14 protein-coding genes and 1 other annotated feature are annotated in these 12,493 nt (G+C 39.6%); of the genes, 1 reads left to right on the forward strand and 13 read right to left on the reverse strand.

Going from position 1 to position 12,493, the window contains the following annotated elements; translation table 11 throughout:
* Nucleotides 1-76 precede the first annotated feature (76 nt).
* Entirely contained in the window at nucleotides 77-565 is a 489-nt protein-coding gene (locus ACPWSO_RS04215; RefSeq protein ID WP_426081577.1) for a PTS sugar transporter subunit IIA, read from the reverse strand.
* A 175-nt stretch (nucleotides 566-740) separates the two neighbouring features.
* Between ACPWSO_RS04215 and ACPWSO_RS04220 the strand changes: the two genes are divergently transcribed.
* A complete protein-coding gene (locus ACPWSO_RS04220; protein ID WP_426081578.1) occupies nucleotides 741-1,568 on the forward strand; it encodes an undecaprenyl-diphosphate phosphatase in 828 nt (275 codons plus the stop codon).
* Nucleotides 1,569-1,671: 103 nt separating this feature from the next.
* On the opposite strand, the gene ACPWSO_RS04225 is transcribed toward ACPWSO_RS04220, so the two are convergent.
* The 12 genes from ACPWSO_RS04225 to ACPWSO_RS04280 all read right to left on the reverse strand — a co-directional run bounded on the left by ACPWSO_RS04225 (nucleotide 1,672) and on the right by ACPWSO_RS04280 (nucleotide 12,416).
* Nucleotides 1,672-2,301 carry a V-type ATP synthase subunit D gene (locus tag ACPWSO_RS04225; RefSeq protein ID WP_426081579.1) on the reverse strand — a complete coding sequence of 210 codons (630 nt, stop codon included), beginning with the start codon at nucleotides 2,299-2,301 and terminating at the stop codon, nucleotides 1,672-1,674.
* A 5-nt stretch (nucleotides 2,302-2,306) separates the two neighbouring features.
* Complete coding sequence (locus ACPWSO_RS04230) at nucleotides 2,307-3,683, reverse strand: V-type ATP synthase subunit B (RefSeq protein WP_426081580.1); 1,377 nt, start codon at nucleotides 3,681-3,683, stop codon at nucleotides 2,307-2,309.
* Entirely contained in the window at nucleotides 3,676-5,457 is a 1,782-nt protein-coding gene (locus ACPWSO_RS04235; protein WP_426081581.1) for a V-type ATP synthase subunit A, read from the reverse strand. The genes ACPWSO_RS04230 and ACPWSO_RS04235 overlap by 8 nt, the downstream gene beginning before the upstream one ends.
* Nucleotides 5,458-5,657: 200 nt before the next feature.
* A complete protein-coding gene (locus ACPWSO_RS04240; RefSeq protein ID WP_426081582.1) occupies nucleotides 5,658-5,969 on the reverse strand; it encodes a V-type ATP synthase subunit F in 312 nt (103 codons plus the stop codon).
* A complete protein-coding gene (locus tag ACPWSO_RS04245; RefSeq protein ID WP_426081583.1) occupies nucleotides 5,959-6,960 on the reverse strand; it encodes a V-type ATPase subunit in 1,002 nt (333 codons plus the stop codon). The genes ACPWSO_RS04240 and ACPWSO_RS04245 overlap by 11 nt, the downstream gene beginning before the upstream one ends.
* 12 nt (nucleotides 6,961-6,972) lie before the next feature.
* Entirely contained in the window at nucleotides 6,973-7,554 is a 582-nt protein-coding gene (locus tag ACPWSO_RS04250) for a hypothetical protein (RefSeq protein ID WP_426081584.1), read from the reverse strand.
* Between the two features lie 13 nt (nucleotides 7,555-7,567).
* On the reverse strand, nucleotides 7,568-8,041 hold the full coding sequence (locus ACPWSO_RS04255) for a V-type ATP synthase subunit K (protein WP_426081585.1): 474 nt from the start codon (nucleotides 8,039-8,041) through the stop codon (nucleotides 7,568-7,570).
* A gap of 14 nt (nucleotides 8,042-8,055) precedes the next feature.
* On the reverse strand, nucleotides 8,056-10,056 hold the full coding sequence (locus ACPWSO_RS04260) for a V-type ATP synthase subunit I (protein ID WP_426081586.1): 2,001 nt from the start codon (nucleotides 10,054-10,056) through the stop codon (nucleotides 8,056-8,058).
* Entirely contained in the window at nucleotides 10,043-10,372 is a 330-nt protein-coding gene (locus ACPWSO_RS04265; RefSeq protein ID WP_426081587.1) for a hypothetical protein, read from the reverse strand. The genes ACPWSO_RS04260 and ACPWSO_RS04265 overlap by 14 nt, the downstream gene beginning before the upstream one ends.
* A 124-nt stretch (nucleotides 10,373-10,496) precedes the next feature.
* Nucleotides 10,497-10,544 (reverse strand) — a sequence feature (sodium ion sensor (DUF1646 type); this cis-regulatory element may regulate processes involved in with the transportation of sodium ions).
* Between the two features lie 85 nt (nucleotides 10,545-10,629).
* A complete protein-coding gene (locus tag ACPWSO_RS04270; RefSeq protein WP_426081588.1) occupies nucleotides 10,630-11,091 on the reverse strand; it encodes a hypothetical protein in 462 nt (153 codons plus the stop codon).
* Between the two features lie 200 nt (nucleotides 11,092-11,291).
* Nucleotides 11,292-11,741: a universal stress protein gene (locus ACPWSO_RS04275; RefSeq protein WP_426081589.1), complete on the reverse strand. Its 450-nt coding sequence runs from the start codon at nucleotides 11,739-11,741 to the stop codon at nucleotides 11,292-11,294.
* Between the two features lie 483 nt (nucleotides 11,742-12,224).
* Nucleotides 12,225-12,416, reverse strand: coding sequence for a hypothetical protein (locus ACPWSO_RS04280; RefSeq protein ID WP_426081590.1), 192 nt, complete (start codon nucleotides 12,414-12,416; stop codon nucleotides 12,225-12,227).
* Nucleotides 12,417-12,493 lie beyond the last annotated feature (77 nt).

A 12,493-nucleotide genomic window follows, 5' to 3' on the forward strand; every position in this document is an offset into this window, starting at 1 on the left:
CATCCGGTTTCTTTGATTATCGTTTCAATCTGATTAGTCTACAGTAAATCCATCCATTCTATGTATTTGGTTTTTATCAATCAATGATTTCTCCTATTTTTTCTCCAACCTTTACTTTACCAGACTTTTTCATGACAAACTTTTTTGCTTCGTCATTTGATGTAATCGCAACAATCATATCTGTTTCTTTTCCAAACTCCTTCAACTCATCGAGATTCACCTCTGCGACAACCATTTGAGGCGTTACTAATTCCCCTACGGTGACTTTCAAATCAAAAGGAAATCCCTGTAATTCCCACGTATCAATTCCCATATGAAGCAAAATCTCCACATCATTATCCATTCGTAAATTCATTGCATGTTTGGTCTTATAGATACTAATGATTCTGCCGAAAACAGGCGCATGAATGATGCCGTTTTCCGGAAAAACGGCATAGCCGTCCCCTAATAATTTTTGTGAAAACACTGGATCTGCCACTTCATTAATCTTTACTGCTGTTCCGTCAGCAACAGCATAAAATGAGTTTCTCGCGTCTGCTGCATTTTTTGATAATGGTCTATACATTTCTATTCCTCCAGTATAGCCCCCCTTGTTTCTAGTATAGAAAAACATCTGCAAAAACACAATTAAAACAAATTACTTAAAATTTTAATACATGTAATCTATAGTTGGTTGGTTTTTTTTCCACTTAACGGTATACTATACATGTATCTATTTTTATATAGAAAGGAATGAACTCATGTTATCTAATTTATGGAAAGCAATTATTCTTGGAATTATCGAGGGTATCACTGAATGGCTTCCAATCAGCAGCACAGGACATCTTATTCTAACCGATGAATTTATCAAAATGAACCTTAGTGCTGATTTTATGGAAATGTTCAATGTTGTTATCCAATTAGGTGCTATTATGGCCGTTGTTGTCTTGTATTTTCATAAGCTAAATCCTTTTGCCAAAACAAAAACCGAAGAAGAAAAACAAGACACTTGGGAACTTTGGAAGAAAGTTCTGGTTGCCTGTGTACCGGCAGGCGTGATAGGCATTCTGATGGATGACTGGCTGGATGCCCATTTTCATAACTTTGTAACTGTGTCTATTATGCTGATTGTTTATGGTATCGGATTTATTCTTGTTGAGAGACAAAATAAAAACAAAAAGCCAAAATGTACCAGCTTAAACCAATTCACTTATAAAGCAGCAATTATTGTCGGTTTCTTTCAGGTATTATCTTTAGTTCCTGGAACTTCACGTTCCGGTGCTACAATCTTAGGAGCCATTATGATTGGTGCTTCCCGTTATGTTGCAGCTGAATTCTCCTTTTTCTTGGGAATTCCTGTTATGTTTGGAGCCAGCTTCCTAAAAATTGTTAAGTATTTAATGAAGGGAAATCTGTTTAACTTCTCAGAATTCTTTATTCTGTTAGTAGGGGCAGCTGTTGCTTTCCTAGTTTCAGTTGTCGTCATTAAATTCCTGCTTAACTATATTCGAAAACATGACTTTACTGTTTTTGGCTGGTATCGAATTGTTTTAGGGGTACTTTTAATCAGCTACTGGTTATTCTCGTAAACAAAGAAGAGTCGAAGGATTGCCGTCCTTCAGACTCTTTTTTTGTCGTATTTTGTATTTATTTAGATAGAAGGCAAATAGAGTGGCTGTACTACGCTTCTCTTTATGAACCCATATCTTTGATTTTAATCAAACGCGTAATTTCTCCACGTTCATTTTCTTCCAGCTTCATCTTGATGTAATAGATGGTTTCTTCCAGCTGAGGAATGGTCATATACTCCAGAGCATTTACCCGTCTACGGGTCTTTTCAATCTCCTCTGCCATTAACTGACACGTTTTTTCTACTTCGGCCAGCTCTAAAAGCTTAGGCAAAACAGAAGAAATTTTGTCAAAGGAACGATCCAGCTCTGCATTAGAATTTAGATAACCATAATTTAACGGCGCATCGACAATTTCCTCATCATAATGAAAATTCATAATAGGAACAGCCACACTCATCACATTTTTCTCAATGATGTCCATTGTGACATCACTTGCCGGGATGGAAACCAGTTCCTCAATGAAGGCTTCATTCAGCGTGCTACTGGACAAAACAAAGCTGGACAGGGCTCCGCTTAATTCTTCTTCTACTTCAAGACGAAGTTCATTATTTTTCCTTACCAGCAGAATAAAACGGCGAATCAGTTCATCCTGCTTGTCTTTCAACAGCTTGTGTCCGCGACTGGCAGTGCCCAGCTGCTTTTTCAGACGGGTAAGCTCCATACGTGTAGGATTCACATTCAATCTAGCCATTGTGCTCACTCTCCCTTAGTCAAATAAGCATCCAGCATATCATCCTTGATACGTTTTAATTCAGTTCTCGGCAGCATAGCTAACAATTCCCAGCCAAGATCCAGTGTTTCCTCAATTGAACGATTTTCATAAAATCCTTGATTGATATACTCATTCTCAAAGCGATCTGCAAATTTCGCGTAGATTTTATCTACATCAGATAAAGCCGATTCCCCTAGAACAACTGCTAATTCTTTGGCCTGCTTCCCTTGAGCATAAGCAGCAAACAACTGATTCATCGTTGCCGCATGGTCTCCTCTGGTTTTACCTTCCCCAGTTCCTTTATCCTTCAAACGAGAAAGCGAAGGTAAAACATCAATCGGCGGCTGAATCCCCTTCTTATCAAGCTCTCTTGACAAGATAATCTGCCCTTCAGTAATATAGCCAGTCAAATCGGGAATTGGATGCGTTTTATCATCCTCTGGCATAGTCAAAATAGGAATCTGCGTTACCGAACCTTTTAAACCACGAATACGGCCGGCGCGTTCATACAAAGTTGCCAAATTGGTATACAGATAGCCTGGATAGCCGCGACGCCCTGGTACTTCCCGGCGGGCCGCAGAGATTTCACGCAGCGCTTCACAATAGTTTGTCATATCCGTCATGATAACCAGCACATGCATCCCTTTTTCATAAGCAAGATATTCTGCAGCAGTTAAAGCCATTCTTGGTGTAGCAATCCGTTCAATCGCCGGATCGTTCGCCAGATTCATAAACAGCACCGAACGGTCGATAGCACCTGTTTGACGGAAATCCTCCATAAAGAACTCCGCTTCTTCAAACGTAATACCGATTGCCGCAAAAACAACAGCGAAATCATCTTCACTATTCAGCACGTTGGCCTGACGGGCAATTTGTGCTGCTAAATCTTTATGAGGCAGACCTGAACCGGAAAATACCGGCAGCTTCTGACCACGAACCAGTGTATTCAGATGATCAATTGCAGAGATTCCAGTCTGAATAAATTCATCGGGATAATCTCTACTGACAGGATTGATTACTTCACCATTTATATCCAGACGTTTCTCAGGAAGAATATCAACACCATTATCTTTCGGACGACCTAAGCCATCAAATATCCGGCCAACCATATCTTCCGAAACACCTAGTTCAAGTGGATGACCTAGGAAACGGACTTTTGAATCACGAATATTAATTCCGCTCGTTCCTTCAAAAATCTGAACCATGGCTTTATCACCATTGACTTCAAGCACTTGCCCCCGTCTAATATCGCCGTTTTGCATCCGAACCTCAATCAGTTCCTCATACTTTACGCCTTCAACCTTTTCAACAATCATTAAGGGTCCAACAACTTCATTAATCGTACGGTACTCTTTAATCATTTGTCATCCCCCCATCAGCAACAATTTGTTTCATCGTAGTCTTAATTACTTCTACAAGTTCATCCAGACGGTCAATTTCTTCCTCTGGTACATATTTGCTTCGGGCAATGCGATCACGGATTTCACCTGTTCCATTAATAATCTCAGAGAAGTATGCGTTGAGCTCCAATGCTTTCTTTCCTTCTTCAAAGAAAGTCAAAATCAGTTTCAACATTTTAAACTGTTTGTCTCTTGAGGTAAACGTATCTACGTCGTCAAACGCATTTTGCTGCAAATAATCTTCTCTCAATGATTTTGCGACTTCCAAAGTTAAACGGTCTTTATCAGATAAAGAATCAATTCCGACTAAACGAACAATTTCTTCCAACTGAGATTCTTCCTGTAAAATTCTCATCCCTTCGGCAACCATACCAGACCAGTCGTTTTGCAGCTGCTGATCCAAATACTTCCCGACCTCTGTGCTGTATAGCGAGTAGCTTTGAAGCCAGTTAATCGATGGAAAATGACGTTTTTGAGCGAGGATTGAATCCAATCCCCAGAAGACTTTCACTACGCGCAGCGTGTTTTGCGTCACCGGTTCCGAGACATCTCCACCGGATGGAGAAACCGCACTGATTGCAGTAATACTTCCTTCTCGATGATCTTTTCCAAGTGCCACAACATGACCTGCCCGCTCATAATATTCAGCTAAACGGCTGCCTAGATAAGCTGGATAACCTTCATCTCCGGGCATCTCTTCCAAACGTCCGCTCATTTCCCGTAAGGCTTCTGCCCAACGAGAGGTAGAATCGGCCATGATAGCTACCGAATAGCCCATATCACGGAAGTATTCAGCAATTGTAATACCTGTATAAATTGATGCTTCCCGTGCTGCTACCGGCATGTTTGATGTATTGGCGATAAGCACCGTTCGTTCCATCAATGATTTACCTGTATTTGGGTCAATCAGCTCTGGAAACTCATTCAGAACATCCGTCATTTCATTTCCCCGTTCACCACAGCCCACATACACAACTAAATCCACATCCGCCCACTTGGCGATTTGGTGCTGCACAACTGTTTTCCCAGCGCCAAAAGGCCCTGGTACTGCTGCTGCTCCGCCTTTTGTCACAGGAAAGAATGTATCAATAACCCGTTGACCAGTAATCATAGGTGCTTCCGGATTCATTTTTTCATAAATTGGACGCCCCTTACGAACCGGCCATTTTTGCATCATAGTAAATTCTTTCTCTCCCTGCTCGGTTTCCAAAGTATAAACGGTCTCTTCTATCGTGAATTCTCCGCTTTTCACTTCCTTCACAGTTCCTGATATACCTACAGGAACCATAATTCGATGCTGGATAACATCAGTTTCCTGAACAGTACCAATGATATCCCCAGCAGTAACTTCTGTTCCTACAGTGACAGATGGCTCAAACAGCCATTTTTTCTCACGGTTTAAAGCGGGAATTTTAACACCTCTACCTAAAAAGTTACTGGCAGTTACTTCCGCAAATGTATCCAGCGGACGCTGAATCCCATCAAACATTTGTGAAACTAGCCCTGGAGCTAACTCCACAGAAAGCGCTTCTCCAGTTGAAGTTACGTGTTCTCCTGGTCCAATTCCAGTTGTTTCTTCATATACCTGAATTGAGGCAACGTCTTTGCGCATCTCAATAATTTCTCCGATTACGCCTAAATCTCCTACATGACAAATATCCTGAACACTTGCATCAGACATATTATCTGCCATGATCAGAGGACCAGATACTTTGACAATTTTTCCTTTTTGCACTATCTTTCCTCCTGTTCCGAGAATGAAGCTGAGACAGTTCCAGTCAACCAATCTTTTTAAGTAATAGTCCATTAGAACTATTACTTATTAAAAGAATAAAAAATTAGCTGAACAATAATCATACAGAAATTTCTGTCTCGAACTTTATCATCTGAGAAAGCCGTTATCCCCGCTTTCTCATTGTCTAATTCAATTTAAATTTATAGTATATTCTGTCCAATTGCCTTTTCGACATTTTCCTGAACAGCCTTTCGTCCAATTCCAGTGGTTCCATCATGACTTGGTATCAGGATGATTGCCGGCTTCATTTTGCTCTTATAGCGGTCAATCGTTTCTGTCACTTGTTCAGAAGCCTGTTCAGTGATAAAAATCACGCCATAGTCTTCTTCTGCCATCTGTTCAATACTTTCTCTAATCTGTCTTCCAGACATACCGTAGCGAACATCAAAGCCAAAAAGCTTAAAAGGCATCACAGAATACTTGTCTCCAATTACTCCAATTTTATGAGCCATTGACTGATCGCATCCTTTCCTTCAGTTGTTCTGCCGGGAAATGATTTTTCTTACCGACTACAAGCAAACGTAGATTTTTCCACTCAACTTCTTTAGCATTAAGATAAGAGAGCAGCGGTAGTGGACCAAAGGCTACCACATTTGATTTATTAAAAATATTTGTCAGATAATCATCCTTAACCCTTTCAAAAGCAACTAAATCAAGCTCATGGGTTTCCGAATCAATTAACGGTGTTAAGATATCTCCATATTTTGTAGCTGCAGCAAATGTCGAAAAAACTTCTAATGTGCTTTCAGCGTACGGCAGATAGTCACTTTTCGGAATACTTCCAGAGCTGGAAAGAACCGTAGATAAGAAAGTCTCCGTCTGCTTCTGAACAATGCCTCTCGCCATGATTGAAATATTGGTTAAATCGATGAAACTCATCACTTCAGCCAAAACATCTGCATAGCCGAGCTTTTCAGCTAGCTGTCGTTGAAAGGTAAGAAATGTCCGGTCATAAATAATATCTATAGCCTGCAGTACAGTTGATTCTTCCAAATAATTAAGCACTTCTCGAATTGCCTCCATCAGAATCTCAGGCAGCTCACTAGATACTCTAGTATGAATAGCGCTTTTCACCGCTTCTAACGTATAACGCCCGTCTTCAACAAACAAATGATCCAGATTCTGTCCAGTGACCTCGGCCTTCGTCAGCACCTTCAGGTTATGAAAGGTGAAACGCGAAGTATAAATAGAAATAATTTCAGGCTCAGGCGCCATCTGATATAGCCATTCGTAAAGCTTGCCCTGTTCTTTGGAATAAATGTACTCAAAGTTATCCTCAAAGTCTTCCTGCAAGTAATTGCCATAGACTGTATTTTTCAGCAAATCTCTCATGTCATCGATGCTTTCTGCTGCTAAAAGCTGATCATACTGTCCGGCAGTTAAAAGCTCCGTTTCTTTCAAACGAATTAGAGGATTAATTTGATTGTATGCTGTTTCTTTCATCGTTATCCTCTCCTATCTGAATAACATCTCAGCAATTTTGTAGCTTTCCGCCGTTTGAATTTCCTGTACTAGTGTTGAAAACAGAAAATTATACTCGATACCGTCCTTTGCAAGAACAAAGCCGCTTTCTTTCCTGATTAGCTGATCAGACAACGTTAGCTTTAAGTCTGTCGTGTTAAATGTCTGCAGCCATTCTTGACTAATTTTATCCTGAGAAAACTCTCCAACACTTACTTCAACTTCACCAGCCAACTCCAAATTTGCTAGAATACCTGATGCAAACTGTTGAAACGTAGTCAAATCCCAATGATTCATCTTTTCAACGGTCTCTTTAAATAGTCTGGATAAAAGCTCTTGTTTGTCATTCAATGTAGTTTGTTTTACCTCAAGCTGCTGACGGTTCTGCTTTTGCTTGAATGCTTTTTTCATCTGTTCATCGTTTTTTTTGATTTGCTTCTTTTCCTGAATCTCTACAGCAGCGGCTTGCTCAGCAAATTCATTTTCGATTCGCTCTTTTTCTACTGTCTTGTAGGCCGCCGCTTCCTCTTTTCCTTTTTCGAGGATTTGCTCGACGATTTTTTCAATTGCATCCATAATTAGCCTCCTCTTACTTCACATTCAGTACAAGTAAGAAGGAAATAACGAATCCTAAAATCGCATACGTTTCTACCATTGCTGCATAAATAATCCCTTTTGTGGAATGCTCAGGTTTTTTAGCTAAAATCTGAATACCAGCCGCTGCTACACGACCTTGGGCAATTCCAGAGAACAATCCTGCAAAAGCAATTGGCAGAGATGCAACGAAGTAATCCAACCCTTGAACCATTGTCATACCATTATCCAAATTAATAAAAATTAGAAACGCAATAACGAACCCATACAAGCCTTGTGTTCCGGGCAGCAGCTGTAGAATCAATGCCTGACCAAACTTTTCCGGCTGTTCTGTTGTCAATGCAGCAGCCGCTTCACCAGTGAAGCCAACCCCTTTAGCCGAACCAATCCCTGAAAGAATTGTTGCCATTGCCATTCCTAAAACTGCAAAAATTATACCGCCGTTCTCATTTATTAAATAATCAATCATCTTCTATTCCTCCACTATTTCTTCAATTTCGTCTTTTCAATATTTAAATATTTTTCTTCTGTTTTCAAAGGCTGAAAGGCTCTGCCGCCTCCGGTGTAAAATTTCCCAAAGAACTCCACATATTGTAAACGTGCACCATGTACATAAGCACTCAGCAGACTTAAAAATAGATTCAGTGCATGAAGCGCAATGATTAGCAGAATTCCTACTGTAAAACGTGCAACAGGAGGCATAAATTCCACCAGCATATTAAATGCTGCCGCAATACTCCCGCCGGAAATTCCTAACGCCATCAGACGTGTATAGCTGACTAAATCACCAATGTAGCCTGTTAAGTTGTAAAGCTCGTAAAGTCCTTTAGCCAGACCCTTCGCTTTCGATTTTGTCTGAATAACAGGTACAGCTACAATAGAAAGCGCCGAAATCACTGCAATTACAATGCCCGTAAGGAAAAAGCCGTTGTTTTTCAACACAATTGTTCCCAGTACCGCAATTAAAATCCCCAGCAGCAAGCCCTGCCAAGCAAAGCTAGAGCCAATACTTTCCAGATACTGTTTCCGTTTAGTTAACTCGATTCCGTTAACAATTAGACCGGTCATCAGCTGGATAAACCCAAATGCTACAGACAACAGAAGAATCGTATTTACGTCTTCTGAGGTCGAAAGGATTGGGAACGGCAGCTGAATGCCAAACAAGCTTTCCGGGAAAGACGCTCCGAAAAAGGAACCATAGATAAAGCCCCAAATAATCGTAGGAAAGGATAAGATGAAAAAGAAATCTGCGAAACGCTTCATCCCTCTTGGTAAAATCATCGTTTTCCTTACAACCAGCGTTGCCAGAAGCATCAACAATCCATAACCTAAATCCGCCACCATCATTCCAAAGAAGACCATATAAAAAGGTGTCATAACCGGTGTTGGATCAATCTCATCATATTTTGGCAGGCTGTACATTTCGGTCAACATTTCAAAGGGAGCAACCACCTTATTATTTTTCAGCTGAACCGGCATATCCCCGGCAATTTCTTCCGTTGTCGGCTGTTCAAACACGCTGTATATTTCTGATTTTGGTACCGCATCATACAGCACATCAAGAAACACTTGTTTTTCATCCGATGGAATCCAGCCCTGAATTAAAGAAAAATAGGCAGTATTTAACAAATGAGCCTTTGCTTCTTCACGGTAAATCAATGCGTAAATCATCTCTTCACCGGTATATAAATCATCTAAATGTTCCCGATAAGCTGCCAGTTCATATTTAATCTGCTTCTCTTCGTCAACTAACACAGCGAGTTCTTTTTTAGTTGCCTCATATGCTTCTCGAGGCAATACATCGAAAGAATAATTCAGCTTGTCAAAGCTGACCCGGTTTAACAAATCACTAATCAGCGCTTCACTCTCTTTTAAATAAATTAAACTGTAGTAGACATGATTCGTACTGTGATACAGCTCTTCAGCATAGACAAACGAAAGCTCTTCCATAGCAGTTAAAAAATCCTGATTGTTCGCTGCGTTTACCGAGCCCGAAACAAGAACTGCATCATTTAGGGAAACCGTCTGTGGAACTACATCAAGAGACTGCCACCGCGCCAGCCAATCTTCATCCGTCAACAGCTTTTTACGCTGTGTTTCCACATAATTTAAACGGCTTTTCAACTGTTCAATACCTTCCAAGTATTCAGTTACTTTCTTTTTATTAAAAGAAGCTTCCAAGGATTCCAAGCTTTGAATTCTACGCTTAAATCCTCTTCTTTTTCCGTCGTTAGTTGAAAAATGTTCGATAAACAATAAGGCATCCTGAATTCTCAAAAGCAGCTCTTCGTAAAATTTCTTTTCCGCTTTTTCTTCGCCGACCCGATTTGAAGCAAAATAATTTTCAATATATGATTGATCGACGCTTGCATGGTGAAAATCTTTAATCTCAATTGTCTGCAAACCCTGTATTGCTTGGAGGATTACTTCTTCTTTCTCAGCAGCCGCTATTAGCGTAACCTTTTCCATTTTATTGACTGCCATAAAGCTCATTCACCCTCTCTATGATATAATCAATCATCTGTTCTTTGTTCGCATCATATTTTTCGTGAAACAGCTTCATCTGCTCTTGGGCATCCTTCAGCAATTCCTCTTTTTCTTTTTGAAGATGTTCCTGTTGGAAGTGTTCCGTTTCCTGAAGCAGTTTTTTTACTTTTTCCTGGCTGTTCTTTTGAGCCGCCAGAACTTCTTGTTCCTTTCCTCGCCCGTAATCAGCCATTTCCTTTTGTACGTCCTGTTTCATCTTCTGCACCTGATTTTCAGCTTGACGAATTTGCTCTAACGCATTCAGAACCATCATTTCACCTCCAGTTAAATCTATGTTTTATGACTGCCTTCCAACAGTCATGCGGAAGGCTTCTTTCAATAGAACCTGTACCTTCCTAATAAAATAATACAGAAAAAAGACCGAACTCAACAAACCATCCTTCTCACCCCTTGAAGAACATGATCCTTGAAGCTTCCGCCCAACCATTTTTCTTATTCACATAACAATCATTGTATCAAAAAGCCGACAGAAATTCAATTGCTATCCAAACATTTTCTGTCAGCTAGCAGTTAATTTTTTAGACGGATATTTTTATAATCCTGAGCATTTCCACCGACAATAATGTCTTTAATATCCTCAACGATTAGCCAGTCATCCATGTTCTTTTGGCGGTCATAGGTCATCGGTTCAATTGCTTCTGGATTCTCAATCGTCACTAGGCAAAGTACCTTTTTTCCATACCAGCGCTTTTTCTGTGCTGCAGAGAGCTGCAGCTGTTCTTGCTTGCTTTCTAAAATAGCCGTTGATTCATCTTCCGTCATTTTTTCCGAGTTAAAAACATCTTTAACTACAGCTTTAGCTTTTATCTGACATGAACCATCATTTTCGACAAAGTATAATGTTTCTCCTTTAAACACTCTACTGTGAGGCATTTTCCGGCCGGCAGCTCCCCTGACTATCATAGTTTTTTCTCCTGACAAAATCTTATCAAGAACATTGGATTTTTTATCTGTATACACTAAATGTTCCATAACATACGCTCCTCTCTTTTTTCTGCTTAACAAGCAGTTCTAATTAAGTTTATCATAATTTTCGCTTTCTATTAAAAAAAGAACGAAACAAAACGAATTATTCGTTTTGTTTCGTTCTTCAAGTTCGCATAGGCTCTAAGACAAACGCACTTGCAGCGGTAAAATACTTTGACCGAAGCCTTTTTTCTTAAGATACGGTTTTATTCTTCCTCTGTAACAACCAGCACATCACAAGCGGCATGATTGACCACATAGGAAGTAGTTGAACCAACTAACACACGCTGAATTGCATTTAAACCAGTTTTTCCGATAATAACTAAATCAATTGTTTCTTCCGACTCAGAAAAACCTGCCAACAAAGTTTTAGGATAACCATACAGTACATATGTGGCAACATCATCCAGTCCACCTGCATAAGCTAAGTCAGCTCTTTGCTGCATCTTCTCTTCTTCTTTCACTCTAAGGTCTTCCATCGCATTGGTGACTGAAACTGTCAACTCACCAAAATAATTACTGATTTCTTCAATTATATAGACAATATGAAGTTTGGCCTGATTTCGTTTGGCAATTTCCAATGCTTTATCAAACGCCTTTTCAGCCTGGGGTGAACCGTCTACTGCAACTAAAATATTTTGATATTTATAATCCATGATGAATCCCTCCCTACACTTTCATTCTACTATGAATAGAGTAAAACGGAAAGCAATTCTCTCAGATTCTAAAAGCCCTTTTTCACTGGCAAGCAGCAAATTGTCTTTTCATAAAAAATATGCTATACTAACTACAGAATTTCGTTATCATACATCGTTGCCTTTCATAATTAACACGAAAGGAGAATGATCACTATGACATTCAAAACAAACACTATTAGTTACCGTGTAGCATTTGATACAAAGAACAACGTGTTTATGGTCTATGATGCAAACGACCATAACAAAGTCGCATACGGTGTTACTATCGAACGAGCTATACAGCAACTAAAACAAACTGCTTAAGGAGCTAAACAATCCAATGGATGATTTGTGTAGTACCTCTAGAACAGAATAAAAAGGTATCAGAACAGGAATAAACCTCTCTGATACCTTTTTTGTTTTCACTGCTAATTGATTATTTATCCCACAACCGTCTTTTGCCTATTTTTTAAAGAAGCCTTTTACTTGATCTGCAATCCCGTTAATATCCATATTATCTGGAAGAGATTTCATCAGTTTCGTATATTGCTCTCCAATCTCATCCTTATGTTCTTCCAAGAATTTTTTAGCTTTTTCAAAATTCCCTTCTCCAATCAAATCCGTAGCTTTCTTAATCAATTCGTCCTTATTCATAGTCCGTTCAACTCCCCAATTTCTTTTAAAAATTTATTTTACCTTATTTTATTGCAGAAGAAAACTGTTAATTTCAT

It is taken from the genome of Enterococcus sp. LJL51, from assembly GCF_049894025.1.
Taxonomy (GTDB): domain Bacteria; phylum Bacillota; class Bacilli; order Lactobacillales; family Enterococcaceae; genus Enterococcus_L.

Excerpts from the sequence above, each read along its gene's own strand:
- ACPWSO_RS04260 (WP_426081586.1), bottom strand. The coding sequence starts at position 10,056 with ATGGCAGTCAATAAAATGGAAAAGGTTACGCTAATAGCGGCTGCTGAG.
- ACPWSO_RS04225 (WP_426081579.1), bottom strand. The coding sequence starts at position 2,301 with ATGGCTAGATTGAATGTGAATCCTACACGTATGGAGCTTACCCGTCTG.
- ACPWSO_RS04240 (WP_426081582.1), bottom strand. The coding sequence starts at position 5,969 with ATGGCTCATAAAATTGGAGTAATTGGAGACAAGTATTCTGTGATGCCT.
- ACPWSO_RS04265 (WP_426081587.1), bottom strand. The coding sequence starts at position 10,372 with ATGATGGTTCTGAATGCGTTAGAGCAAATTCGTCAAGCTGAAAATCAG.
- ACPWSO_RS04250 (WP_426081584.1), bottom strand. The coding sequence starts at position 7,554 with ATGGATGCAATTGAAAAAATCGTCGAGCAAATCCTCGAAAAAGGAAAA.
- ACPWSO_RS04255 (WP_426081585.1), bottom strand. The coding sequence starts at position 8,041 with ATGATTGATTATTTAATAAATGAGAACGGCGGTATAATTTTTGCAGTT.
- ACPWSO_RS04220 (WP_426081578.1), top strand. The coding sequence starts at position 741 with ATGTTATCTAATTTATGGAAAGCAATTATTCTTGGAATTATCGAGGGT.
- ACPWSO_RS04230 (WP_426081580.1), bottom strand. The coding sequence starts at position 3,683 with ATGATTAAAGAGTACCGTACGATTAATGAAGTTGTTGGACCCTTAATG.
- ACPWSO_RS04280 (WP_426081590.1), bottom strand. The coding sequence starts at position 12,416 with ATGAATAAGGACGAATTGATTAAGAAAGCTACGGATTTGATTGGAGAA.
- ACPWSO_RS04245 (WP_426081583.1), bottom strand. The coding sequence starts at position 6,960 with ATGAAAGAAACAGCATACAATCAAATTAATCCTCTAATTCGTTTGAAA.
- ACPWSO_RS04275 (WP_426081589.1), bottom strand. The coding sequence starts at position 11,741 with ATGGATTATAAATATCAAAATATTTTAGTTGCAGTAGACGGTTCACCC.
- ACPWSO_RS04270 (WP_426081588.1), bottom strand. The coding sequence starts at position 11,091 with ATGGAACATTTAGTGTATACAGATAAAAAATCCAATGTTCTTGATAAG.
- ACPWSO_RS04215 (WP_426081577.1), bottom strand. The coding sequence starts at position 565 with ATGTATAGACCATTATCAAAAAATGCAGCAGACGCGAGAAACTCATTT.